The organism is Roseibium sp. SCP15, from assembly GCF_040329435.1.
Classification (GTDB): Bacteria; Pseudomonadota; Alphaproteobacteria; order Rhizobiales; family Stappiaceae; genus Roseibium.
In genome coordinates this window covers 749,939-775,270 of the sequence record NZ_JBDZYI010000001.1, presented here as the reverse complement: position 1 = coordinate 775,270, position 25,332 = coordinate 749,939, and the positions used below count along the sequence as shown (strand labels likewise).

Annotated in this window: 23 protein-coding genes; 10 read left to right on the top strand and 13 right to left on the bottom strand. The window is 56.4% G+C overall.

The window, feature by feature from the left end:
* Positions 1 to 99: 99 nt before the first annotated feature.
* A complete protein-coding gene (locus ABLO27_RS03550; RefSeq protein WP_417714736.1) occupies positions 100 to 738 on the bottom strand; it encodes a uracil-DNA glycosylase family protein in 639 nt (212 codons plus the stop codon).
* Positions 739 to 870: 132 nt separating this feature from the next.
* On the opposite strand from ABLO27_RS03550, the gene ABLO27_RS03545 reads away from it, so the two are divergent.
* Complete coding sequence (locus ABLO27_RS03545; protein WP_353030464.1) at positions 871 to 2,424, top strand: sensor histidine kinase; 1,554 nt, start codon at positions 871 to 873, stop codon at positions 2,422 to 2,424.
* 37 nt (positions 2,425 to 2,461) lie between these two features.
* Here the strand turns inward: ABLO27_RS03545 and cobT are convergent, their stop codons facing one another.
* Positions 2,462 to 3,487 carry a nicotinate-nucleotide--dimethylbenzimidazole phosphoribosyltransferase gene (gene cobT, locus ABLO27_RS03540; protein ID WP_353030462.1) on the bottom strand — a complete coding sequence of 342 codons (1,026 nt, stop codon included), beginning with the start codon at positions 3,485 to 3,487 and terminating at the stop codon, positions 2,462 to 2,464.
* On the opposite strand from cobT, the gene ABLO27_RS03535 reads away from it, so the two are divergent.
* The 4 genes from ABLO27_RS03535 (at position 3,486) to ABLO27_RS03520 (ending at position 6,649) form a co-directional block, all read left to right on the top strand.
* On the top strand, positions 3,486 to 4,466 hold the full coding sequence (locus ABLO27_RS03535) for an adenosylcobinamide-GDP ribazoletransferase (RefSeq protein ID WP_353030460.1): 981 nt from the start codon (positions 3,486 to 3,488) through the stop codon (positions 4,464 to 4,466). The two genes, cobT and ABLO27_RS03535, sit on opposite strands and share 2 nt — an antisense overlap.
* Positions 4,467 to 4,493: 27 nt before the next feature.
* Entirely contained in the window at positions 4,494 to 5,684 is a 1,191-nt protein-coding gene (locus ABLO27_RS03530) for an alpha/beta hydrolase (RefSeq protein WP_353030459.1), read from the top strand.
* A gap of 63 nt (positions 5,685 to 5,747) precedes the next feature.
* Positions 5,748 to 5,936, top strand: a complete 189-nt coding sequence (locus tag ABLO27_RS03525; RefSeq protein WP_417714735.1) for a DUF1289 domain-containing protein — start codon at positions 5,748 to 5,750, stop codon at positions 5,934 to 5,936.
* Positions 5,936 to 6,649 (top strand): retropepsin-like aspartic protease family protein, encoded by a 714-nt coding sequence (locus ABLO27_RS03520; protein WP_353030458.1) that lies wholly within the window; start codon positions 5,936 to 5,938, stop codon positions 6,647 to 6,649. Before ABLO27_RS03525 ends, ABLO27_RS03520 begins: the two co-directional genes overlap by 1 nt.
* Positions 6,650 to 6,687: 38 nt before the next feature.
* On the opposite strand, the gene dusA is transcribed toward ABLO27_RS03520, so the two are convergent.
* Positions 6,688 to 7,707, bottom strand: a complete 1,020-nt coding sequence (gene dusA, locus ABLO27_RS03515; RefSeq protein WP_353030457.1) for a tRNA dihydrouridine(20/20a) synthase DusA — start codon at positions 7,705 to 7,707, stop codon at positions 6,688 to 6,690.
* 160 nt (positions 7,708 to 7,867) lie between these two features.
* Here dusA and ABLO27_RS03510 point away from each other — a divergent pair, with 160 nt between their 5' ends.
* Positions 7,868 to 8,749, top strand: coding sequence for a DMT family transporter (locus ABLO27_RS03510; protein WP_353030456.1), 882 nt, complete (start codon positions 7,868 to 7,870; stop codon positions 8,747 to 8,749).
* Positions 8,750 to 8,791: 42 nt separating this feature from the next.
* On the opposite strand, the gene ABLO27_RS03505 is transcribed toward ABLO27_RS03510, so the two are convergent.
* The 3 genes from ABLO27_RS03505 to ABLO27_RS03495 are packed head-to-tail and all read right to left on the bottom strand — an operon-like array spanning position 8,792 to position 11,907.
* The gene (locus tag ABLO27_RS03505) at positions 8,792 to 9,856 is read right to left on the bottom strand and encodes a TRAP transporter substrate-binding protein (RefSeq protein ID WP_353030455.1); all 1,065 of its coding nucleotides are present in this window, start codon (positions 9,854 to 9,856) and stop codon (positions 8,792 to 8,794) included.
* 24 nt (positions 9,857 to 9,880) lie between these two features.
* The gene (locus ABLO27_RS03500) at positions 9,881 to 11,437 is read right to left on the bottom strand and encodes a TRAP transporter large permease (protein WP_353030454.1); all 1,557 of its coding nucleotides are present in this window, start codon (positions 11,435 to 11,437) and stop codon (positions 9,881 to 9,883) included.
* A complete protein-coding gene (locus tag ABLO27_RS03495; protein ID WP_353030453.1) occupies positions 11,434 to 11,907 on the bottom strand; it encodes a TRAP transporter small permease subunit in 474 nt (157 codons plus the stop codon). The genes ABLO27_RS03500 and ABLO27_RS03495 overlap by 4 nt, the downstream gene beginning before the upstream one ends.
* A gap of 566 nt (positions 11,908 to 12,473) precedes the next feature.
* On the opposite strand from ABLO27_RS03495, the gene ABLO27_RS03490 reads away from it, so the two are divergent.
* From ABLO27_RS03490 to ABLO27_RS03480, 3 genes are all read left to right on the top strand, one after another.
* On the top strand, positions 12,474 to 13,016 hold the full coding sequence (locus tag ABLO27_RS03490; RefSeq protein WP_353030452.1) for a peroxiredoxin: 543 nt from the start codon (positions 12,474 to 12,476) through the stop codon (positions 13,014 to 13,016).
* Between the two features lie 263 nt (positions 13,017 to 13,279).
* On the top strand, positions 13,280 to 14,638 hold the full coding sequence (gene guaD, locus ABLO27_RS03485; protein ID WP_353030450.1) for a guanine deaminase: 1,359 nt from the start codon (positions 13,280 to 13,282) through the stop codon (positions 14,636 to 14,638).
* A gap of 12 nt (positions 14,639 to 14,650) precedes the next feature.
* Positions 14,651 to 15,595, top strand: coding sequence for an antibiotic biosynthesis monooxygenase (locus ABLO27_RS03480; RefSeq protein WP_353030449.1), 945 nt, complete (start codon positions 14,651 to 14,653; stop codon positions 15,593 to 15,595).
* A gap of 124 nt (positions 15,596 to 15,719) precedes the next feature.
* Here the strand turns inward: ABLO27_RS03480 and cydX are convergent, their stop codons facing one another.
* From cydX to cydD, 5 genes are all read right to left on the bottom strand, one after another.
* Positions 15,720 to 15,836 carry a cytochrome bd-I oxidase subunit CydX gene (gene cydX / locus ABLO27_RS03475; RefSeq protein ID WP_353030448.1) on the bottom strand — a complete coding sequence of 39 codons (117 nt, stop codon included), beginning with the start codon at positions 15,834 to 15,836 and terminating at the stop codon, positions 15,720 to 15,722.
* Positions 15,837 to 15,847: 11 nt separating this feature from the next.
* Positions 15,848 to 17,005, bottom strand: a complete 1,158-nt coding sequence (cydB, locus tag ABLO27_RS03470) for a cytochrome d ubiquinol oxidase subunit II (protein ID WP_353030447.1) — start codon at positions 17,003 to 17,005, stop codon at positions 15,848 to 15,850.
* A gap of 6 nt (positions 17,006 to 17,011) precedes the next feature.
* Positions 17,012 to 18,616: a cytochrome ubiquinol oxidase subunit I gene (locus ABLO27_RS03465; protein WP_353030446.1), complete on the bottom strand. Its 1,605-nt coding sequence runs from the start codon at positions 18,614 to 18,616 to the stop codon at positions 17,012 to 17,014.
* A 269-nt stretch (positions 18,617 to 18,885) separates the two neighbouring features.
* Complete coding sequence (cydC, locus tag ABLO27_RS03460; protein ID WP_353030445.1) at positions 18,886 to 20,571, bottom strand: thiol reductant ABC exporter subunit CydC; 1,686 nt, start codon at positions 20,569 to 20,571, stop codon at positions 18,886 to 18,888.
* Positions 20,568 to 22,394 carry a thiol reductant ABC exporter subunit CydD gene (gene cydD, locus ABLO27_RS03455; RefSeq protein ID WP_353030444.1) on the bottom strand — a complete coding sequence of 609 codons (1,827 nt, stop codon included), beginning with the start codon at positions 22,392 to 22,394 and terminating at the stop codon, positions 20,568 to 20,570. Before cydD ends, cydC begins: the two co-directional genes overlap by 4 nt.
* Positions 22,395 to 22,614: 220 nt before the next feature.
* Between cydD and ABLO27_RS03450 the strand changes: the two genes are divergently transcribed.
* Positions 22,615 to 22,932: a hypothetical protein gene (locus ABLO27_RS03450; RefSeq protein ID WP_353030443.1), complete on the top strand. Its 318-nt coding sequence runs from the start codon at positions 22,615 to 22,617 to the stop codon at positions 22,930 to 22,932.
* 67 nt (positions 22,933 to 22,999) lie between these two features.
* Here ABLO27_RS03450 and ABLO27_RS03445 read toward each other — a convergent pair whose 3' ends face one another.
* Together ABLO27_RS03445 and ABLO27_RS03440 are read right to left on the bottom strand one after the other, a co-directional pair.
* On the bottom strand, positions 23,000 to 23,404 hold the full coding sequence (locus ABLO27_RS03445) for a nuclear transport factor 2 family protein (protein ID WP_353030442.1): 405 nt from the start codon (positions 23,402 to 23,404) through the stop codon (positions 23,000 to 23,002).
* Between the two features lie 233 nt (positions 23,405 to 23,637).
* Positions 23,638 to 25,137, bottom strand: a complete 1,500-nt coding sequence (locus tag ABLO27_RS03440; RefSeq protein ID WP_353030441.1) for a CoA-acylating methylmalonate-semialdehyde dehydrogenase — start codon at positions 25,135 to 25,137, stop codon at positions 23,638 to 23,640.
* Positions 25,138 to 25,332: the final 195 nt, after the last annotated feature.

Below are 25,332 nucleotides of genomic sequence, written 5' to 3'. Positions count from 1 at the left end.
TTCACACCTTGGACAAAACAGGTAACGGAATTGCAAAGGGATTGTCAATTCTCAGAGAAATGAGAATTTTATTCGAAAACACCTCTCCAGGAAGACACATCATACGAGACGTGCGACCTCGCTTCTGAGGACCGGAAGCAGATCCGTTTCGAACCAGGGATTCTTTTTCAGCCAGGCATTGTTGCGCCAGGAAGGATGCGGCAATGGCAAAACAACCGCTTGTCCGGCGGTTGGCTCATCCTCGAAATACTGCTTCCAATTGACCACGGTCTCAGTCAGAGATTTCTTGCGCTTTGGACCCAGGTGATAGGCTTGCGCGTATTGACCAATGACCAGTATCAGTTCGATCTGAGGCATGGCTGCAAAGATACGATCATGCCAGATTCGTTTGCATTCAACCCTGGGCGGCAGATCACCTCCTTTCGCATCGAGGCCGGGGAAGCAAAATCCCATCGGCACGATGGCAAGGCGTGAGGGATCGTAAAAGACCTCCTCTCCAATCCCCATCCAGTCCCTTAACCGGTCGCCGGAAGGATCGGTAAACGGTCGCCCGCTGCGGTGGACCCGCGTTCCAGGCGCCTGTCCGCAAATACATATCCTCGCGGTCGAAGAGACCTGCAACACCGGTCTGGGCTCATGCGGAAGCGGCTTTTTCTCCGGCTTGTCCACACAGACTCTGCAGGCGCGTACACTGTCAGCCAGCGCTTCAATGCTCGTAGATTTCACTTTTTCCGACAATGAGTTGCACCTTGGCACAGCTGGTTAACCCTTCCCTTACCACGATCTTGAGGATGATCTTAAGGAATGTTGGATCAGATTGCATAAACACGCAGTATCACTTTAACGAAACCAACACCGCCCGGTCTGCTCATGGGATCCCTCTCGTCAGAACATAGCGAAGACGACAATTTCGCCATCAACAGGCAGCGGGCAATCCGTCGCCGGGAAATGGCGCGGTTTGCGAGAAATGCGCGCAGCCGTCTGGGTACACCTGAAAACCGTTATTCGACATTCGACCTTGAGCGCCAGCACCTTTTTGCCGACACACGGATCAACGCAGCCTACGCCGTTCCTCTTCTCGCCCTGATTGTCGCGGTCATTTCGCTTCTCTGGGTCAATCCGGTTCTGTCGCTCGCCTGGTTCCTGAGCACTTTGTGCCTGCATTTCGTGATGGTCGGTATCAGCCATGCGTATGAAAAAGCCCCATCGGAACAGCAGGCACGGAAAATCTGGCCATGGCGCTTTACCGCCGGCGACCTGATCTACGGCTGTGGCTGGGCGACATTTCCCCTGCTGCCGAAACCTGTCGATGCGGGTGAAGAGCTGGTCATCTTCCAGTTCGCGACACTGCTGATCGTTGTTGCCACCAACACCATGCAATCGGCGACCTTGCCCAGATGCCTCCTCGCGAGCACTTTGCCCACAACGCTCGTGGTGACCGTGTGCTTCCTGCTCCAGGGAAATCCGATCCATTACACGCTTGCCGCCATGGCTATCGGCGCACAAGGGTTCTTCCTGATCCTGGGTAATCAGCTCTTGAAGAACACCAATACAATGCTGGAATACAGGGCTGACAAGGATCATCTGATTGCTGAGCTGGAAACAGCGAATGCCATGTCGGATGAGGCTCGCCGCAGAGCGGAAGCCGCAAACATCGCCAAGTCCCGTTTCCTGGCAACCATGAGCCATGAGTTGCGCACCCCGCTCAACGCCATCCTCGGATTTTCAGAAATCATGAAGGATGAAGTGCTGGGGCCGATGCACAACAAAAACTACAAGTCCTATGCAGGTGACATACACGGCTCCGGTCAGCATCTTCTCAACCTGATCAATGAGATTCTGGACCTCTCGCGGATCGAGGCCGGCCGGCACGAACTTCACGAAGAGGCCTTGCTCCTGGGCGACATCGCCGAAGAATGCAGGACCATGATGAACGTTCGCGCCAAGGCGAAGTCCATCGTTCTTCATCATGCTCACGATGGCGGGCTGCCGCGTGTCTGGGCCGATGAACGCGCCTTGCGTCAGGTCATCCTCAACCTGATGTCCAACGCGGTAAAATTTACTCCCGTTGGCGGCGAAGTAGGGATTACGGTCGGCAGGACGGTAGATGGAGGCCAGTACGTCTCCATCAAGGACACCGGCCCCGGCATTCCGGAGGAAGAAATTCCAACTGTTCTGGAAGCGTTTGGACAGGGCTCTCACGCAATCAGGAGTGCGGAACCTGGGACCGGCCTGGGGCTTTCCATCGTACAGGCGCTCATCGGCATGCATGATGGCAGGTTCGCATTGAAGTCAAACCTGGGTGAAGGCACGGAAGTTACGGTTTCCCTGCCCTCTTCCCGAAACATGCATTTTTCCGATGACGTTGCCGCCAGTTTTGATACGGATCGCGTCAGGCAGCAACGTGATGTCAAATCGGCTTAGGGAAAACTCCCCAAGCCAATCTCGGGAATCTCGATCGTTATTCAGACTTTTCCGAAACCCCGGCATCTGCAAAGGTCGCCATGCCGGAGTGCATCTCCGCTGCTGCCTTGATGATACCGGTCGCAAGCGCTGCACCTGATCCTTCGCCCAGTCGCATGCCGAAGTCAAAAAGGGCATCCTTGCCCATGTGGTCAAGCGCTCTTGAATGCGCCTGCTCTGCAGAAACGTGAGCAAACAGGCAGTGGTCCAGTCCGGTAGGGTCCATTGCATACACAACAGCCGCTGCGGCGGTCGTCACAAATCCATCGACGACAACAGGCACTCTCTGCAGGCGTGCCGCGATGATCAAACCGGCCATTGCCGCGATTTCACGTCCGCCAACCCGTCGCAGGATTTCGAGCGGATCCTTGACACCATTCAGTCGGGCAACCGCCTTTTCCACCGCATCCCGCTTGCGTGCCAGTCCCTCGTCATCGACACCGGTGCCGCGACCGATCCAGTCTTCTGCACTGCCACCGAACAACCCGTTCAAAACGGCCGCTGCCACCGTGGTGTTGCCAATGCCCATTTCTCCAAGACAGATGAGATCGATACCGCCGGCCAGCGCTTCCATGCCGTAGGCCATGGTCGCCGCACAATTGGCTTCGTCCATCGCATCTTCACTGGTGATGCTGGGTGTCGGCAGATCAACCGCAAGGTCGAACACTTTCAGGCCGACGTCATTGCTGCGGCAGATCTGGTTGATGGCGGCACCTCCCGCGGCAAAATTCTCGACCATCTGTTTGTTGACAGCGCTCGGGAACGCGGAGACACCTTCATCGGCGACGCCATGTGCGGTGGCGAAGATCGCAACCAGCGGCCGGGAAACCTTTGGCGGAGCCTTGCCTGACCACGCAGCGAGCCACTCCGCAATTTCTTCCAAACGCCCAAGAGATCCGGCCGGTTTCGTCAATTGACTGTCACGCTCACGAACTTTCATGAGGGCTTCGTCGTCCGGTCCTGGCATCGACTTCACCAGATTGCGGATATCGTCGAATGGAAGCGCGGTGTCGGAAAGGGACATGTTTTTGGTTCCCGGTCTTCTTGTGGATGGTCGTCAGCCACTTGGTCCTGTTAAGCGGCTGATCTATAACCGCACCTTGACAAAACTCAAGCGCAGGACCGGCCTTATGAGCCCTGAAACCGACCAGACCTCCGATTCCGGGCTCTCAACGAGTGCCCCAAACACCCGGAATCGTGGAAAAAAGTATGGTCTGGAAATTGAAGGTCTTGCTGCTGACACAGCAGCGTGCGTTCGGTTCTTTTCCCGGTTGCCACTCTCGAAAGTCAACGCACAGGATGATCCATCCGCCGCCCCCGATTTTACTCGAATTGCAAGGGCCGCCCCACTTGCCGGCATCGCGGTCGCGTTGCCCGCTGCTGGCTTCGGCATGTTTCTCGGCTTCACACATCTGCCGCCGCTTGCCGTTGCAGCACTTGTTGCGGGCACGCTGGCCATGGTCACCGGCGCGCTGCATGAGGACGGGTTGAGCGATGTCGCAGACGGGTTCTTCGGCGCAGCAACACGCGAGAAACGACTGCAGATCATGAAGGACAGCCGGATCGGTGCGTTCGGGGCCCTCGCTCTCTTGATTTCGGTTCTTCTGCGCGTCGCGCTGCTTGCCGCGCTTTGGCAGCGTTTCAGTCCCGCAGATGCCGCCCTGTTGCTTCTTGGCAGCGAGGCCCTCAGCCGCGCACTGCTTGTCTGGCAGTGGGAAAAGCACCCTCTTGCGCGCCCGGAAGGACTGGCGGCCCGTTTTGGCAAACCCGAACATCAAACCGTTCAACAGGCCCTGCTTGTGACCATCCCTCTCCTGTTGCCGGCAGCGCTGATCCTTTCGATCGAAGCATTCCTGCTGGGCATCCTGATTGCTATCGGGGCAGCCTACCTCACCGGACGCATTGCGCTCGACAAGATCGGTGGCACTACGGGTGATGTGCTTGGCGCGATTCAACAACTCGCCGGACTTGGTTTTTTGTTCGGGATGCTTATGGTGCCATGAAGCAGTGATGAAGGACAGCCAGCAGACATGACCGACCAGTCGATTGCAATGGTCCGCCCGCGTTTCAGGGTTTCGGCACCGGTGGTGGTGCTGTTTCTTCTTGCCCTGTTTTTTCTATCGGCTTGTGGTGGCCGGCCATCCGTCGGTGCGCTCGAGGTTTCGATCGCCCCCGCAGAGGGAACAAAAAACCACGATATCCTGATCGTCACGACACGCGAAAAGGATAGCGAGCCCGACACCTATTTCAGTGGCGAGCGCGGCTCGGAAGTCAGTTTTGCCGAGGCGGTCATTTCTGTTCCGCCAACGCATGAGCCCGGCGCAATCGAGTGGCCTTCAAGTCTTCCCGGAAATCCCGAGACTGATTTCGTCACACGGAGCGCCAGCTACATCAGCGACGAAGCCGCATTTACCCGGGACATAAATCAGCGATTGGCAAAGCTCCCCAAGGGTGAGCGCGAGATCTTCCTGTTCATCCACGGCTACAACACCCGCTTTCCCGAAGCCTTGTTCCGGTTTACCCAAATCGTCAATGACGCGGACCTCAACGCTGTTCCCGTGCTCTTCACCTGGGCCTCTCGCGGCAAGGTTCAGGACTACATCTACGATCTGAACAGCGCCGCTATTGCCCGTCAGGCGCTGCAAAAAACCATGTTGCAGCTTTCAAAGACCAACGCCGAACGGATCAACATTCTGGCGCATTCCATGGGAAACTGGCTGTTGATGGAAGCGGCGATCCAGACTCCCCCGGAAAAACGGAAGTTGCTGGCCGGCAAGCTCCAGGATGTGGTTCTTGCCGCTCCCGATATCGACATCGATCTCTTCAAGGCACAACTGAAGAAGCTGGGGCCGCGTCCAAGACCCTACATGGTCATCGTTTCTCGTGACGACCGGGCGTTGCGCCTTTCACGGGCGATTGCCGGTGGCAAGGAACGGGTCGGCGCTTACTCCAACGATCAGGAACTGGCAGAGCTCGGCGCCATTGTCGTCGACGTGACCGACCTTGAGTCACTGGACAGCTCGCATCACTCGAAATTCGCCCAGTTGGCCGAGTTCAGTCCGCAGTTTCGGGAAACGCTCGGAAAATCGGGCCTGACATCCGTTTCCGACATGGGCGGGCGCGCCAAGACCAGCGAAGGTCTGGGCGATTTCATCGGCAACACGGTCACGCTTCCAATTCGCATCATCGCCGCACCCGTTACCCTGGCTGCAGGTGGCTGATCAGTTGTTGAACCTCCACTTTTTGCCACAATCAGACTTGGCACGGCCACAATCTGCCGCCATATGCGCCTTATGAAGTCACCTTGCATAAACATCTGTCAAATCGACCAGGAAAGCGGTCTTTGCACCGGCTGCCTGCGTTCGCTTGACGAAATTGCCGGTTGGGCGAGCTACAGCGACGATGAACGTGCTGAAGTTCTGTCCGATCTCGACAGGCGCCGTGAGAACGGAAGTCCCAAGGGTGAACGGTGATGGAAGGCCCCAGGAAATTCCGTGGCCTGATCGTTGTCCTGTTGGTGACCATCATCGCCGCCGTCGCCTTTTATGCCTTTTTCGGTGATCCGACGGATCCGGAGAACATCAATTTCGATGACACGGGCCCTCGCATCGTCGCGCTTTCGGCTCTGGCGTTCGTCTTCCTTGCAAGTGTTGTCTTCGGGCAACCCAAAGTCCGCGAGATCCTGCGGGCAACCGTTTTTTGGGGTGGCCTGTGTGTCTTTCTGGTTGTCGGCTACACCTACCGGGCCGATCTGGTTCAGGCCGGATACCGGGTGCTGGGCGCGCTTGCGCCGGGACTTGCCGTCACACAGCCGGACGGGTCTATCCTCATCGTACGTGACGCGGGCGGGCACTTCGTCGTTGAAGGCCGCACGAACGGCACCCGAACACGTTTTCTTCTGGACACCGGCGCTAGCGCGGTCGTGCTGACCTACGACACTGCACGACAGGCGGGTTTTCACCCCGATGATCTGTCCTTCACCGTTCCGGTTTCAACCGCAAACGGACGAACACTGGTCGCACCAGTGCGGATCGATACCCTGACGATCGGTGATCACACCTTGCGAAATATCCGGGGGTTCGTGGCCCGTGAAGGTGCCCTTGAGGGCAACCTTCTTGGAATGACCGCTCTGGACCGGTTGCGCAGCTGGAGGATCGAAGGCGACAGGCTGATCATGACGCCTTGACCCACTCTACGTGAGCTAATGGTTGGGCTGCCAGCGGACTATTCAGCGGCTTCCTGACTGAAATCCGTGGGGCTGACAGCTGCCAGAGCCTTCTCCACCACCTCCAGCCCCACTCCGGGCTTGATTGCCTCGACAGTCAGGATGCGCCGCCAGGAACGTGCTCCGGGGCGACCGTGGAAGAGACCGAGCATATGGCGGGTCATGCGCGCCAGTTTCACGCCCTTGCCCAGCTGATCTTCCAGATAAGCCATATGGGCGCGGACTGCATCCCAGGGAGAAACATCTGCTGTATCCGCGCCATAAAGCCTGCGGTCCACCTCACCCATGATCTGAGGGGTGTGATAGGCCGCGCGACCGAACATCAGACCGTCAAGGCTGTTAAGGAAAGGTTCGGCCTGATCCAATGTCTGCAGGCCGCCATTCAGACCGATGAACTTGTCGGCATAGTGCTCTTTCAAACGCAGCACACGATCGTAATCCAGCGGCGGGATATCACGGTTTTCCTTTGGGCTGAGCCCCTGCAGCCAGGCCTTGCGTGCATGAACCCAAAGCGCATCGGAACCTGCCTTGAAGACCGCGTCCGCCATGTTGTCCAGTGCCACTTCTGGATCCTGGTCGTCGACACCGATCCGGCATTTGACGGTGACAGGAATGTCTACGGCGTCCTTCATCGCGGAAACGCAAGCAGCCACAAGTTCCGGTTCCTGCATCAGGCAAGCGCCAAAGCGGCCGGACTGAACCCGGTCGGATGGACAGCCGACATTGATGTTGACTTCGTCATAGCCAAATCCGGCAACGATTTTCGCCGCTTCTGCCATTTCCTTCGGATCCGAACCACCCAACTGACAGGCTATCGGGTGCTCCAGATCGGAAAATCCGATCAGATGCTCCCTGTCCCCATGTATCACGGCGCCGGTCGTGACCATTTCCGTATAGAGCAAGGCATGGCTGGACAGCTGCCGGTGAAACGCACGGCAGTGTCTGTCGGTCCACTCCATCATGGGTGCCACCGAAAAACGGGGCTGATGGCCGGTATAGAGGCGGTTGGATGTCGTCATGGCGGCCTAGATATCATTTGCCGTTCAAAGACGCAAAGGTGCTCGCGGCTTCTCGTCGCCTCTCCTCAAGCAACGTTGTCTGAGGAGACTGATTTGAGAAAAACCAGCCTTGTTGCACAGGTATCTTGCTGCTTATCTCGCCGGTGAAGGAGATCAGCTCATGCAGTCGGCATCAGCAGGGATGCAAAACCAGGTGACAAGCGGCATCATCATGATGAGTGTTGGTGTTGCCTGCCTATGTGTGAGCGATGCGATCGCAAAAGCACTGACAGCGGACTATCCCCCGATACAGATCCTGTTTCTGCGCAATCTCATCGCACTGCCCTTTGCCATGCTGATTGCACTGAAGCTGGGCGGACGGGCAGCCCTTTACACGCATCGGCCCGCGGCGCACCTGGTACGCGGCCTTTTGTGGCTTGCGGCGGCATCCCTGTTTTTTACCAGCTTCATCTATCTCGGACTTGCCGAAGCTACGGCTCTGGTCTTTGCGATGCCGGTTTTTGTGACTGCATTGTCCGCGCTGGTCCTGAAACAGCCCGTCGGCTGGCGGCGTTGGTCGGCAGTACTTATCGGGCTTCTGGGGGTAATTGTTGTCGTCCGGCCCGGATTTGGCGCTTTCCAGGCGGCGTCGTTTCTGCCGCTCGGAACCGCGTTTTTCTATGCGATGCTGATGATCAGCGCCCGATGGGTCGATCCTCGAGAAAGTGTCTGGACACTCATGCTTTACCTGGTGGGTGCCGGGGCCTTGCTCAGCGCCTTTGCCATGCCGTTTTTCTGGGTTTCTCCGCGACTTGAAGATGCCTGGTTGTTCCTGGGCATCGCGCTTTTCGGAACATCGGGCATCACCCTGATGACCCAGGCCTTTCGGCTTGCCCCTGCAAGCGTGGTTGCGCCGTTTGATTATTCCGCACTGTTGTGGGCCACGCTGTTCGGTTGGTTGCTGTGGGAAGAAATACCTGACGCCGCCACATATGCCGGGGCGGCAATCATCATCGCCAGCGGCACTTACATCGTCTACCGGGAGCGTCTGGCGGCCAAATGAGATCTGCCGGAACCTTCGTCAAGTCCCGGCAGACCGCGACAATCAGACCCGCTGAATGAATGTCGACGCCTTCACCTCGGCGGCATAGTCCTTCGCGAGATCCAGGAACGTGTTGTAGCTCTTCTGAACTTCGGCGAACTTCGGGTTTGCCTCGGCATTTTCCGTCATGACTTCGCCAACGGCTGTTTTCAACGCCAACATGACGTCGTCCGGGAACGCTGCGAATGTGACACCGTCCTCCTTCAGTTTCTTCATGGCGACGGCGTTGTAGTAGTCAAACTGGGCTGTGATCTCCACCGACGACGCTTCAGCAGCGTTTGCGATGATCGCCTGCAGGTGCTTCGGCAGCCCATCATAAGCTTCCTTGTTGACCACGATTTCCAGAGCGGCCGATGGCTCGTGGAACGCAGGAACGTAGCAGTATTTGGCAACCTTCTGCAGACCGAAGGCCATGTCCAGCATGGGGCCTACCCATTCGGCGGCATCGATGGCGCCGGACTGGAAGGCCGGGAAGATTTCCGGAGGTGGCAACAGTACGGCGTTGACACCGAGCTTGCGCATGGCTTCGCCGCCGAGACCGGCAATGCGCATGTTCAGGCCCGCCAGATCGTTGAGGCCCTCTACCGGCTTCTTGAACCAGCCGGCCGCCTGGACGCCGGAGTTCCCTGAGTAAAACGGCTTCAATCCACGCTCTGCATAGATCTCGTCCCAAAGCTCTTGTCCGCCACCAAATCGCAGCCAGGCAGTCGTTTCGACCGCTGACATGCCAAAGGGCACAGCGGAGAAGAAGTGAAGCGCCGAATTCTTGGAAGCCGCGTAATAAGGTGTCGAGTGGCCAATTTCAGCAGTTCCCTGCTCGACAGCATCTTCAACGCCAAACGGAGGCACCAGTTCGCCGCCGGAAAAAACCTTGAACGTCAGCTGTCCATCGGACATTTCCTCAACGCGTTTGGCGAAAGTGGTCACATTTGTGCCGACACCCGGCGCCTTGGCTGGAAAGGACGTCGGCAATTTCCACTCAATCTTGCCCTGGGCAATCGCGGGTGCGGCCAGCATGGTTGCAGGTGCGGCGACCGCTCCCGCTTTCAAGAAATCCCGTCTTTTCATGTGAAGTCTCCCTTATGCGAATTATCAGAACAAAACTGCCGGTAGCCAGGTTGCCAAAACCGGAAAGCTCGCGACCAGCGCCAGCGCCAACAACTGAATGGCCACAAACGGAATGACCGAGGCGTAGATTTCCGAAGTGCGAATATCCGAAGGTGCAACCGATCTGAAATAGAAGAGCGCAAATCCAAACGGCGGCGTCAAGAAGGACGTTTGCAGGTTAAGCGCGATCAGAACGGCAAACCAGACCGGACTGATATCCGATTGCAGGATGATCGGTCCGACAATCGGAACGACAATGAAGATGATCTCGACAAACTCCAGAATGAAGCCAAGCAGGAAAATCACCAGCATCGTCAAAAGCAGCATGCCGTAAGCCCCGCCTGGCAGCGATTGAAGCAACTCGGCGACATGTTCATCGCCGTCAAATCCCCGGAACACCAAAGAGAGCACACTTGCTGCAATGACGATGCCGAAGATCATGCCCGTAATCGTGACCGTTTCGCGAACAGCCGGAAGCAAGACGTCCCTGGAGATCAAGGAAAAGGCGGCACTGAGCAGAAGGGCAAACGCGACAACAGTCGCCAGCACAGATGCAATCGACTGCAAGGACCAGTCGATCTTGCCTCCGGAAAACGTCAGTCCGAGTACACCGGCCTGGCGCAGAATGAGCATACCGATCGCGAAAACAGCACAAAGAACGGCAACGCGTGGGGCAGAACCACCCTGCCCGGCTGCGGCGATCAGAATGGCTCCGGCGACGCCAACCCCGGCAGCTTCGGTTGGCGTTGCAATTCCGATCAGAATGCTGCCGAGAACCGCAACGATCAATCCAAGCGTTGGCGCGATATCCCTGACAAGCTGCGCTGCGGTAACTTTGGTCCTTTCCTGGTCTCCTTCAGCCTTGGCGGCTGAACCGCGCAACCGGACGAGAACATAGGCGGCATAAAGCGCTACCAACAACAGGCCGGGAATGAGAGCGCCTGCAAACAGGTCCCCGACCGTAACCGGGTCAGGTGCGAAGTTGCCTGCTTCCTGCTGGGCTTCGAAATAGGCGTTCGAAACCTGGTCGCCCAGAAGGATGAGCACGATGGAAGGAGGAATGATCTGGCCAAGCGTTCCGCTGGCGCAAATCAAGCCACTGCTCATGTGTCTGTTCACGCCGGCATTCAGGAGCGCCGGCAAGGTGATGGTTCCGAGCATCACGATGGTTGCACCGATGATCCCGGTAGACGCGGCAATGAGCGCGCTGACCAGAACCACTGAAAGGGCAAGCGCAGACTGGTGACCGCCGAGAACAGCGGTCAGGCTCTTGAGCATCTTTTCCGCCTGGCGCGAATTCTCCAGCAGCAGCCCCATCAGAACGAAGAGCGGCACCGCAAGCAGCAGCGGGTTGGTCATGATGCCATATACCCGCTGCGGCACTGCCTGAAAGAACACCAGATCGAAATCGCCAAAGGCCGCAGCCAGAAGCGCGACAATGGTCGGCGCACCGGCAATCGCCAGAAGAACGGGAACCCCGGAAAGTATGCAGGCGAAGACGGCAACGGTCATCAGGACCAGCCAAACGATATCTGCGCTCATGAGCGCCCCCGCCGAAACTTGCCGATAAGGCGGGTCAGGGTCAGCAGAATGACCAGCGCAGGAAGAATGAGAAGGCAGGTCTTGACGATGAACAATCCCGGAAGGCCACCTGTCTCGGGCGACCCTTCCAGAATTGCCCAGGAACTGCGGACAAGCGGAAAGGCGGTCCACAGCATCAGGCAGAAAACCGGCAACGCCAGCAGCAGATCCCCAAACCAGTCGATCCAGCTGTTGGTGGCAGAGGTCATTTTCTGGCGAAAAACATCAACGCGCACATGCCGGTCAGCGTCAAAGGCGACTGCAACGGACAAAGCCACCAGAGACGCGAAGGCATAGTTGACCGCATCCTGAATTTCCAGGAACCCGATGCCGAGCAAATACCGCATCAGAACCATGACGAGCTGGCCGAGGAACACAATTGCGGTCAGACCAATACAGCCCCATCTCACCGCAAGAAACACATGTCGCATTCAAAGCCTATGCTTTGCGAAACTTTCATTAGCCCCAAAGGTGGAAGTCGCGCGCTCACACCCAAGCCGGGGCAGCTTAATCAGCAATTTTTACCATGTATACAGGCATGTTCCTGTTGGCTTCTGTTGGCCACAGTCGATTTTTCGCGAATGCCTTTCCTCCCAAAAACACGCATTCATATCAGCTGCTTTTCCTCTGATCCCAAGTGGTTGGACCGACCGGGTAAAACGTCTAAGAGAATCAACTGGACGGTGCGGCAAGACGCCCCACCCATTTAACCCCGGGTAAGGATTTTCAACCCGCGCCAAATATGTGTCCTTCCCTAGAGTCATTTGACCACAACCGTTTAGGTCGATCAGAGAGACCCGCGTATCAACAGATTTAAATTATTCTAATGTGCAAAAACCTCTTGTCGCAACGCAGCAATTGAGCTACGCGAAAGCTGCAGGACGCTGCGCGTGTTGCTTCCAGAATTCGGGTCGCACTCTCGGGCGAACCGTCCCTCTCTTTATTCAAAAGCGAAGCCCCGGCGTCTTCCGAAATTCAAGAAACCAGGAGTTAAGTTATGCTCGGCAAAAAAGTTCCTTTCGTTACCTTCCGCACCCGCGTTCGTGACGAGTCCATCGAAGGCCCGAATCCGTTCCGCTGGGAAGACAAGACGAGCGACGACTACTTCAAGGGCAAGAAGGTCGTTCTGTTCTCCCTTCCTGGCGCATTCACTCCGACATGCTCCACATTCCAGCTGCCGGATTTCGAAAAGCTCCATGAAGAGTTCAAGGCTGAAGGCGTGGATGAAATCTATTGCATCTCCGTCAACGACGCTTTTGTCATGAACGCATGGGCCAAGGCTCAGGGCGTTGACAACGTGAAGGTTATCCCGGACGGCTCCGGCGAATTCACCCGCAAGATGGGCATGCTGGTAGCCAAGGACAATCTCGGCTTCGGCATGCGTTCCTGGCGCTATGGCGCTGTCGTCAATGACGGTGTTGTTGAGCAGTGGTTCGAAGAAGAAGGCTTCTCCGACAACTGCGAAAGCGACCCTTACGGCGTTTCTTCTCCGCAGAACATCCTGGAAAAGATCCGCGAAGCAAAAGTCGAAGCTGCCTAAGCTTCCTGGTTTTTCCAGTACGATTGAAAGCCCGGCCAATTGGCCGGGCTTTTTTGTTGCCTGATTTCGGTTCTCCGACGATTTTTTCCAGCCTGGTCAAATAAACCCGCAATCACATTCAACTTCTACGGAAACCATAAATTGAAGCCAGAGCAGTTGACGTAACGTTATATTTGTAAAACCATCTTTCCAATGGAGTTTTTTTCTGACTGTTACTCAAGCGTTGCTGCACATACCGAAACGTTTGGAATTCGGAGGTGAAAATGAAAGCGATAAGAGGAGCCTTTCTCGATTTTCTGTATGACCCTTTCTACAAGGATGAACAGGAAGCCGTGCGCTACCTGCCGGACGGCATTCTTGTGATTGATGGCGAAAAGATTGCGGACTTTGGCTCTTACGAGGAGCTTGGAGACAAATACTCGGACGTGGAGACGACCACATATGCCAACCGGCTGATCATGCCGGGTTTCATCGACACACATGTGCACTACCCCCAGACCGAGATGATTGCAGCTTTCGGAGAGCAGCTTCTTGAATGGTTGGAGAAATACACCTTTCCGACGGAACTCAAATTCCGCGACAAAGCTTACGCGCGCCAGGTCGCCGACCGGTTCCTGAACATGCTGCTTGCCAATGGCACGACAACGGCTCAGGTCTTCACGACGACATTTCCTCAATCCGTGGACGCCTTTTTCGAGGCCTGCAGCGAGCGCAATATCTGCATGATTGCGGGACTGACCGGTATTGATCGACCCGGACTTGCCCCTCCCGAGTATCTGGACACCGCAGACACATTCTATGCCAACAGCAAGGACCTGATCGAACGCTGGCATATGAAGGGGCGCAACAAATACGCGATTACACCGCGCTTCGCCCTTGGTTCGACCCGGGAGCAACTCAACCGTTGTGGTCAGCTCAAGGGCGAGTATCCCGATACGTGGGTCAACACCCACATGTCCGAAAACCACAAGGAGATTGCACAGGTCGCAGAGGCTTTTCCCGAAGCAAAGGACTATCTGAACGTTTATGAGCGCGCTGGCATTGTCGGTCCGAAATTCACAGCCGGTCACGCAATTCATTTGAGCGATGACGCATTTCGCCGAATGTCGTCGTCGAAATCATCGATCTCATTCTGTCCGGCATCCAATCTCTATCTCGGCAGCGGCCTGTTCATGATCCACAAGGCGAAGTCGGTCGAAACACCGGTGCTCGTTGGCGTTGGAACCGACATGGGGGCTGGTGATTGCTTCTCTATCCTGCGTGTCCTGAACGATGCCTACAAGGTCGCGGCCCTCCAGTCGCAGAAGCTGTCGGTGCTCAAGGGGCTGTATCTGGCGACACTTGGTGGTGCCAAATCCCTGCTGCTTGAAGACGAAATCGGCAGTTTTGATCCAGGAAAATTCGCTGATATCGTTGTCTTGAACACGCGCCCTACCCCAGCTCTTGCTTTCCGGGCTGAAAACGCAATCATTGATGAAAGCAGATCTGATGAGGAGCAGAAGCGTGAGCGGATGGAGCACGAGGCCTTCGGCATGATGATGCTCGGCGATGAACGCGCTGTCGAAGCAACCTATGTCAGCGGCAATCTGCTGTATCAGAAACTCGGCGACAACATCCATTGAAGCAGGCTGGCCATGCAGGAGACGATCAAAACCGGCGTTGTGGTGCTGTCGCGTGACCCCGGTGACTTTGACGACCTAAGCTACAAGCAGTGGCATAATGAACTCGTCACACTTGCCAAACAGCATGACGGGCTCATCGATGTCGATCTTCAAAAACCACTCGAAGGCGTTCAGGACCAATGGGTTCAGGTCCTCACCTATGACACGATAGATAACCTGAAAGCCCTGCTCGATGACGCCGATTACAGGTCGGCCGTTGAAAGCTCTGAAGAAAGGTTCGGCACGCCCGTCATTCAGCAGGTCGTCGCCAATAGCAAACCGTCTGCTCTCCCCGTCACGGTCGTGATTTCTCAGCTTGTGAAACCTGGTTGCGAGGAAGCCTATCAGGAGTGGCAGCTCGACATGGATCTTGCGGCAAAGAAGTTTCCGGGGTTTCTGGGCACCGAGATGATCAAGCCCCTGCCCGGTGTGCAGAACGAATGGGTTGTGATCTTTCGATTTGACTCGGCCAGGCACCTCGACGACTGGTTCGCCTCCGATATTCACAAGGACCTCCTGAAGCAAGCCGAACCATTCTTTGAAAAGGTACATGTCCGGCGGGTGGGCAGAGGCTTCGAGGACTGGTTTGCCAATGCAGCCGGTGAAGGCGAAAGCGGGCCTTCACAGGTCAGAATGGCGATGGTCGTGTTGTTGGCGCTTTACCCGACCGTCATGCTGCTTACGCTTTTCGTCTCGCCCCTTATGGCCTCCTGGGGCCTACCTCTTTCAATGTTTGTCTCCAACGTTCTGAGCGTTGTCATATTGACCTGGGCCGTCATGCCTTTGGCAACGCGCGCTTTGAGTTTCTGGCTCGACCAGGAAACGGGCAGCGGAACATTCGTCACAATTCTGGGCGGTACTCTGATCGTCGGGCTCTACCTGATCAGCATCAGTCTCTTCATATGGTTGACGGGATAGCGGGCAGACAGACTCAGCATGTCTTTCTCTGCAAATCGCCGACCACCTGCCTCCATCGTTGGGTAGAAAGCAAACAGGCCGCCAGCGAGGCCGCCTGTGTCCAGAGATGTTTCGTGTGTTTGGGCTAGCCGTTTTCGCGCCGGCGCCGCTCATCGTCCGAGCGCAGCTCAAGCCACATCGCATTCAGGATCGCAAGGCAGCAAGCGAGTGGCATTCCAAGGGCCCATGCAAAGTACCACATAAGATTTCTCCTCAATATGCCGTGTGGTTGTCGCGCTCGATGGTTTCTTCATCCACCTTGCCCCACAAGACCTTGTAGACCCATGCCGTATAGACGAGGATCATCGGCAGGAAGATCGCCGTCGCCACCAGCATGTTGAACAAAGTCCGATGCGTTGAAGAAGCGTCCCAAACCGTGAGACTTGCCCCCGGCTGCACCGAGGATGGCAGGATGAACGGGAACATGGTTATGCCGACCGTCGCGATAATGCCGACGACCGCCCATTTGGAAAAGACGAAGATCAGCATTTCCATTCTGGTTTGAAGCAGAAGCAACGTTCCCAACAGCCCGAGAAAGCCAAGTCCCGGCACAATCCAGAGGATTGGATAGGCAGTGTAGTTTGCCATCCATGCACCTCCTTCAATCACCGCCTGCTTGGCAAGCGGATTGGCCTGCATGTTCGGGTCAATCTCCGACGTAATCCGGTACCCTTCGACGTACCCGCTTGAAACGAGATAGCCGCCAAGCGCAAACAGGACGATCGCGAGCAAGGCAGCAACAGTGCCGAACCGACGCGCCCTCATGGCAATGTCTCCCGAAGCACGCATCACCAGCCAGACAGCTCCGTGCATGACCAGCATTGAGACGGACAAAAGCCCGCACAGCAGTGAGAATGGCGAAAACAGTCCGAAGAACGAGCCCTCGTAGGTCATGCGCAGATCAAGATCCAGCTTGAACGGCACGCCAAGCAGCACGTTGCCAACCGCAACGCCGAACACCAGCGCCGGAACGAACGATCCAGTGAAAAGCGCCCAGTCCCAGGTCGTTCGCCAGGAGGGATCGGGTCGCTTGGACCGGTACTTGAAGGAAACCGGCCGCAGGATCATGGCCGCGAGCACGATAAACATCGCCAGATAAAACCCGGAGAAGCTTATGGCGTAGAGCGGTGGCCAGGCGGCGAAAATCGCGCCACCTCCAAGAATGAACCAGACCTGATTTCCTTCCCAGGTCGGACCAATCGTGTTGATCACGACCCGGCGTTCGATGTCGGTTTCGGCGACAAACGGCAGTAGAGCACCAACGCCCATGTCGAACCCATCCGTCACCGCAAACCCGATCAGGAGAATGCCGAGCAGAACCCACCAGATTATTTTCAGCGTGGAGTAGTCGATCAGTTCATGCAGAATCATGTGTCATTACTCCGCTGGAACAGGGGTTGCGCCGGCAACCGGGCGGCTGGCTTCGGGTGACTGGCTATCCGCCGGTACACCGTCGTCTGGACCAATCTTGATGTACTTGATCATCAAGGCGATCTCGACCACCAGCAGCGTGCTGTAAAGCAACACAAAGCCGGCGAGCGTCAGCAGAACCTCAGTTACGGTAAGGCTGGAATGCGCCACCGATGTCGGCAACATACTCTCGATGATCCAAGGCTGACGGCCATTCTCGGCGACGAACCAGCCCATCTCGCAGGCGATCCACGGCAACGGGATCGACCAGACCGCAACATGCAGCAGCCAGCGGCGCTTTTCCCGGAGTTCGTCTAGCTTGCCGGACGAGGAATAGTAGAAGAACACCGACGTGATCAGGATGAAGAAGAAACCGCACGCCACCATGATCCTGAAGGCATAGAACATCGGGAAGACGTTAGGCACGGTTGACCACGCGGCCTGCTCGACCTGCTCGGTTGTTGCTTCCATCGGATTGTCGGTGAACGGCAACAGAAGATAGGCGTAACCAAGCGAGTTTTCGTTCTGGCGGAAGGTCTCGCGCACGTCTTCGCTGACGGTTTCGGGATTGGCCCGGATCTGCTGAAGGGCGTCCCAGGCGATAGCCCCCTGGCGAATACGATCCTTTGAGCGGTCAACCAGCTCCTTGATACCCGGAATGACATCCGTCAGTGAGCGAGTGGCAATCAGGCCCATCACATAAGGCACCTCGATTGCGAAGAGATTCTCGCGCTTTTCCATGTCCGGCCAGGCAACGATATTGAAAGATGCGGGAGCCGGTTCGGTTTCCCACATGGCTTCCATCGTTGCCAGTTTCATCTTCTGGTTCAGGTTGGCCTCGTAACCGCTCTCGTCGCCAAGGACGACAACGGACAGGGCCGAAGCAAAACCGAAGGCCGATGCGATTGCCATTGAACGCTTGGCGATTGCAATGTGCCGGCCGTGAAGCATGTACCAGGCCGAAACCCCAAGCATGAACATGGCGGCGGTCACGTAACCGGCCGAGACGGTATGAACGAACTTCGCCTGTGCGACCGGATTGAACAGAACTTCGAAGAAGCTTGTGACTTCCATGCGCATCGTGTCCGGATTGAACATCGAACCGACCGGGTTTTGCATCCAGCCATTCGCGATGAGGATCCAGAGGGCGGAGAAGTTTGTTCCCAGTGCCACGGCCCATGTTGCGGCAAGATGCTGTCGCCTGGACAATCTGTCCCAACCGAAGAAGAAGAGGCCGACAAAGGTCGCTTCCAGGAAAAAGGCCATCAGGCCTTCGATCGCCAGCGGAGCGCCGAAGACATCACCGACATATTGGCTGAAATAGGCCCAGTTCATTCCGAACTGGAATTCCATGGTAAGGCCCGTTGCCACCCCAAGGACAAAGTTGATCCCGAAGAGCGTACCCCAAAACTTGACCATGCGTTTCCAGATCTCGCGGCCGGTCATGACGTAGACCGTCTCCATGGTCGCAAGCAGAACGGAAAGCCCGATGGTCAAGGGTACGAACAGGAAGTGGTAGAGCGCTGTCATGGCAAATTGCAGCCGGGACAGGTCAACGACGTTTAATTCCATCCTCTTCCCCCTTTTCAAGTCGGAACAGACTTGAGCACGAAGCCAGGCAAAGACGTCAGAGTTTCAAGACAATCCGGCAGGGCCAAATCGTCCGATCATGTCGGACGGCGGATCCATGCCAATTCCGTCAACCAATTGTCTAAAAATACGAGTCTTCAACCACGGTGATCGTGGCCCAGCCACCCGGCAAGGTCAATGCGGCAGATCGTAATGAACAACCGGAAAGTGCAGAAAAACGGATTGGAATCGTTGGGAAAACGGAAACAATCCTACCCCGGGTGCGCATATTGACGCGCAGGCATTTCCTGTAATTGCACAACCCTGTCGGCAGCATCCAGCTCCAGTTTCTTATGGGCAATCATCAGAACGGCTGCGCCTCCCCGGAACTCAAGGAACCTTGCCAGAACGTCACTGGCGGTTTGCGCGTCGAGCCCTTCCGTCATCTCATCGAGTATGAAGAGATCCTGTCTGGTCAAAAACGCCCGGGCAAGGGCAAGGCGTCGGCATTCTCCTCCCGAAAGGCCCAGTCCGCCTTCTCCCAGAACCGTCTGCAATCCGTTCCGTTTTTTTGAAATCCGGTCGGCAAGCGCGGCCTTTTCCAATGCCGACCAGAGTTCTGAGTCGCCAGCCTCGGCATTTGCGATCCGCAAGTTGGCGGCGACGGTATCGTTGAAGATATAAGGTCGCTGGCTGAGCACGGTTACCGAACGGCGAAGATGTTGCTCGTCCCAAAGCGCCAGTTCCCTGCCCTTCAGAATGACCTGTCCTTCGTCAGACACCCGAAGCCGCGAAGCAAGCGCCGCGACAGTGCTTTTGCCGCAGCCACTGCGTCCGGCAATCGCAACAACTTCCCCTGGTTCGATCTGCATCGACAGATTTTCAAGAACCTTCCGCTTGGCGCCCGGATAGTGGAACGATACGCCAACGAAGCGCAGAACGGCTTTGTCCGGATCAGACGCATCGTGTTCTCCAACACTTGTTGCACCACCCTGCTCTCGTGATCTGTCCGCCTCTGTGGCCAGTGACCTGCGAATAGCCAGGACGGTTCTTGGCAGGCGAACCAACCCTAACAGAGGCTGACCAAGGATTTCCGGCAAGGCCATGACCACAAGAACCAGTCCTGTGGCGAGCGGCACGCTCAACACTCCGGTCGATGTGCTCCACACGCAGATGAACAAGGTCATCGCAAGGAAAGATTGCCCGACAAACAGCGAGATACCGTTCAACCTGTCGGCTCGCCGTTCTTCAATGTCTTCAGCCTGAGCAAGCTTCCGATCTGCTGCCAGAACACGGTCCGCTGCCCCTTCCAGCCCGCCATAGATCGCCAGGTCCCTTCGTCCGGCGGCAAGATCGGCCGCGCGCAAACGCATCGCATCCGATGCCGCATCCACTCTTCTGGCAGTTTTGCGATCCGCCCCCGCATAAGCAAACCAGAACAGAGCAGCCCAGACGGCAAGAAAGAAGAATCCCATCAGAGACAGCGGCACTGAAATCGACATCCAGATTGCCAGGAGGGCGACCGCAACGAGAATTGCCAGCACCAGAGGGACAACAAGGCGCAAGTAAACCGAGTCCAATGTCGTGATATCGACCGTCAACCGATTCAGCAGGAGGGCGGATCGCCCCCCTTTGGCACCACGGTCAGCATATACGGCAAACAGACGATTTCTCAGATCCGTCAGAAATCGGAAGGTCGCGTCGTGGGTCAGAACGCGTTCGCCGTATCGACCAGCGGTTCTTGCGATCGCCAGAGCACGGATGATCGCGCTTGGTACAAAGATGTTCAGAAAGACGCCGCTAAGACCGGCAATGGCGGCAGCTGTGATAAACCAGCCCGAAACTCCGAGAAGAAGCACACCCGCAGCAGCCGGCAGCAGCGCCACCAGGATACCGAGCCAGAAATGCAGCCGGTCATGCTTGTACTGACTCACCACAAATTGCCAGACCAAACTCATTCGGCAACCTCCTGCGCCGAAATTGCATTCAAGGCACACATATCAAGCTGGCGGCCGGACGTCTTCAAAACAGCAGGATCATGGGTGACGATCAAAGTGGTCCTTTCGGACGACAACTGCCGCAAGCCGTTTATGACATCCTGCGCCGTCTCCTCGTCCAATCCTGCGGTCGGCTCGTCGGCAAGCAGAATGCCTGCGTTTTTCCGCATGGCCGCACGGGCCAGCGCCACACGCCGGATTTCACCTACCGACAGACCAAAGCCGTCCTCTCCGAGTGGCGTATCCAACCCTTGCGGCAAACGCCTGACCAATCCGTCCGCACCGGCCAGTTTCAAGGCTGCCCAGATCTCCTCGTCTTGGACGCCGGATGCTTCCTCCGCGCCCATCAGCAAATTCGCTTTCAAGCTGCCATGGAAAAGTCGGGGGGCCTGTCCAAGCCACATGACGTTTCGACGCAATTGGGAAACGACTTCCTGGACAGGATAACCAGCGATCCTGACCTCGCCCTGGTCCGGAACATGAAATCCAAGAACGCAGTCAAGCAATGTGGTCTTGCCGCTGCCGCTCTCGCCCATGAGGAGAACTGTGTCACCGGGCTGGATGTTCAGATCCAGGTCTTTGAAAACAGGTTGCCCAGCCAGGCAAAGCGAGACACCGGAAAACTCGATGGATGGCGGCGTTGCGACTTCGGACGCGTTTGCCTGTGTCGTCGTTTCGGCCGGCCTTTTCTGCCAATCTCCAGCGACCTTTTCACCCGCTCGAATTTCATTCAGGAGCGATTCCAGCTTTTCCTGGGCCGCAAGACCGGCTGAGCGGTCGTGATAAGCTGCAGCGAAAGCTCTGAGCGGGGCAAAAAACTCCGGTGCCAGCAGCAACACAAACAATCCCACCGGAAAACTGAGCGCACCACTCCAGGTGCCGACCCGGATATCTCCAAGCAGGGAAAACCCGACGTAGACCGCACAAAAGGCAATTCCGAGCGCTGAAAACAGTTCCAATACGGTCGAGGACAGGAATGCGATTTTAAGGACCCGCATTGTGCCCACCCGAAACCGTTCTCCGGCGGATGCGATGTCATCCTTCGTTCTTTGCAAAGCCCCGAATAAGGTCAGCGTTTCCAGCCCCCTTATGCGGTCGAGCAGCGTTCCGCCAAGCCGGGTGAGTTCCTCTTGCTGCGCAGCGCTTGCTGCCTTGGCCCTGGTTCCGACCAGGGCCATGAACACCGGAATGAGCGGTCCACAGATCAACAGGATCAGCGCAGCCAGCCAGCTGAAAACCGCCGTCGCAAGAACGATCGCAATTGGCACGATCTTCAGGCGAACCGATTGCGGTGCGAAGTTTCGATAATAGGGTCCCAGCAGATCAATCTGATCTGTCACATGAGCTGCAAACGCGCCTGAAGCCGGAAAGCTTGCTGCAGGTGAGCTGGCGATGGCTGCGTTCAAAAGCGCTTCGCGCGCCCGCGACTGGATTTCACGCGCGGTTTTTCGCGCAATATTCGAGGCGCGATTTTGCAACAGGACCCGCAGCAAAGCGACGGCCATAACGCCGAGACCGGAAGAAAACGGTATCCACCAAAATGAGGCACTTGTGGACGGAAGCCTGCTCGAGCCGGTGGTCGCGCTCAGTAGTGCTCCCAAAGCAAACGCGATCAGAGCAGCTTGCAAGATCCAGAGCAGATCCGAGACAGCCAACAAAGTCCCTGCCCGCCGCAGGCATTTCGTTTCGTCCGCAAAGGGCTGTCCAATGGCAGCTGCATCTTGGACCGATGCGATAGCTTCCTCTCCCGGTCTACTTGTCTTGTTTCGTTCGGTCTCTGCCATGAATGGCTTGGTGCCGTCCTGATGTTGAAAGTGCAACGTGCCACATTGCCCTGGCTGATTTCCCTCTGGTCCGATGAATGCCACACTATGGCAAGTCGGGCAATTTCCACTGCAAGGACATTTAGTTCTGAGTTGGAGAATTGTCCTGACAGGATGGTGTCAGGAGGCCTGTGCGATGTTTGTCTCAAGGGAATATCCCCTTAAAAACATGGAGATAGACATGAGTGAACCGTGCCTCGAACTGGTAATATTCAAGGTCAAGGATGCAGACAAGGCCCGCATCGCACGTCGGGCAGCGCAAGACACCGTCAAACACTATGACGGGTTCATTTCCTGGTCGGCATATGAGTCCTGTGAAGACCGCAACCTGTTTGCCGATGTCGTTCTCTGGAAGGACCTGGACACAGCGAAGGCAGCTGCGCAGAAAGTCATGAAAGATCCCGGCTTTGCTGCCGTGATGGCGGAAATCGACGGTCTTGTGACCATGTCGCACTATCAGATCGATCAAATGGTTGAAGCGGAAGCCATCGCTGCCTGATCCCGAACATGTCAAAAGAGGCGGCGATGCAAATCCGCCTCTTTTGTCGACAACGAACCGATCCCTGTCAGCGGACTTCGTTTTCTTCAATTACCGAGGCCACAAGCGCTGAGTCGAGATAGGCACGCACTTTGCTGATGAGTCCGTTGTCATCAAATGTGCAAACCCAGCAATATCGGTTGTCGAAGGGTTTGCCATTCACAGCAGTTGAAAGCGACTGCATCTCGACAATCGCCACCTGACCGTCGACGTAAGCGTCGACGACCTTCAGCACGACTCCTTCATTCAGAATCTTGTTCAGCCGTTCGAAGGTTGCGTGCAGAAAATCGGATTTGCTGGAGTAAGTCCCGGCCAGCGGGTGTGTCCCCATGACCGTCCAGCTGACATCGTCACGAACATTTGCAAAAAACACGTCGCCATGCCCGGTCTCGAGATTTCTGAAAAGTTCGCGGACCTGTTCTTTCTGTAACATGTAAGAACGCTTTCCAGGCGGGCTGCACCCTACGAAGCAGGTTCCCGCCAATTGATTTATCAAAATATTGGTGCGGTTTATCCGCGTTAGAAACATAGCGAGCTGTATCGAAGGTGCCTAGCCGATTGAAACAGGTCGGCTAATTCCGTGATCGAAACGCCAATATCGGTGTCTTGCAAAACGCAAGACGGCGCCAAATGGCGCCGTCAATTCTTTCGGAATGTGATCAGATCTTACTTCATCGTCGGGATGACGAATTCCGCACCGTCCTTCAGACCGGACGGCCAACGGGAGGTCACGGTCTTGGTGCGGGTGTAGAACTTGAACCCGTCGGGACCATGCTGGTTCAGATCGCCGAAGCCGGACTTCTTCCAACCGCCGAAAGTGTGGTATGCGAGCGGCACCGGGATCGGCACGTTGATGCCAACCATGCCAATGTTGATACGGGACGCGAAGTCACGTGCGGTGTCACCGTCACGGGTGAAAATCGCTGTGCCGTTGCCGTATTCATGGCTCAGCGGCAGATCGAGAGCTTCCTCGTAGGTTTCGGCGCGAACAACGGAAAGAACCGGACCGAAGATTTCGGTCTTGTAGATATCCATGTCCTTGGTGACGTTGTCGAACAGGCAACCACCCATGAAGTAGCCGTTTTCATAACCCTGCATGGAGAAATCGCGGCCATCGACAACGAGGTTCGCACCTTCCTTGACGCCCTGGTCGACAAGACCTTTGACGCGCGCAAGTGCTTCCTTGGTGACCAACGGGCCGAAGTCGACATCATCGCCGGCAGTGTAAGGTCCGATCTTCAGGGCCTCGACTTTCGGAGCCAGCTTTTCAATCAGGGCATTTGCCGTGCTTTCGCCAACCGGAACCGCAACGGATACAGCCATGCAGCGCTCGCCGGCTGCGCCGTAACCGGCACCAATCAGAGCGTTTGCAGCCTGGTCCATGTCGGCGTCCGGCATGATGATCATGTGGTTCTTGGCACCACCGAAACACTGAGCGCGTTTGCCGTTAGCCGTTGCACGGGAATAGACGTATTGCGCGATCGGGGTGGAACCGACGAACCCGACAGCCTGGATGGCTTCATCGTCGCAGATTGCATCCACCGCGCTCTTGTCGCCGTTCACGACGTTCAGGACACCTGCAGGAAGACCGGCTTCGATCATCAGCTCCGCGAGCATGATCGGCACGGACGGGTCGCGCTCGGACGGCTTCAGGATGAAGGCGTTACCGCAGGCGATTGCCGGACAGAACTTCCACATCGGGATCATGGCCGGGAAGTTGAACGGTGTGATGCCGGCAACAACACCAAGCGGCTGACGCATGGAGTACATGTCGATACCCGGGCCTGCGCCTTCGGTGAACTCGCCTTTCAGCATGTGCGGTGCACCGATGCAGAATTCAGCGACTTCCAGACCACGGATCACGTCGCCCTTCGCGTCCGGCAGGGTTTTGCCGTGCTCGCGGGAAAGCGCTTCGGCCAGCTTGTCCATGTCACGGTTGAGAAGCTCAACAAACTTCATCATCACGCGGGCGCGGCGCTGCGGGTTGGTCGCTGCCCAGGCAGGCTGTACCTCAACCGCGTTGGCGATGGCTGCATCCATTTCAGCCTGGCTGGCAAGTGCGACCTGAGCCTGGATTTCGCCAGTGGCCGGATTGTAAACGTCGGCATAGCGACCAGAGGTGCCTTCGACGTGCTTGCCATTAATAAAATGACCGATCTTCTGCATCTGAGTATCTCCCGTGATGTCAGGGCCTGTCAGCCTGCTGCCGCATGACCCGTCTTATCGTCCGGATCTTTGTCGCTTTTATTTTTGCAATATACAAGATCCAGTTTTCCGCATCTGTTGTGCATTTTTTATAGTTATGGCATTTGAATGAGTTCAAGATTTCAAGTCACTGCCGGATGCAATCCGGCGGTCCAT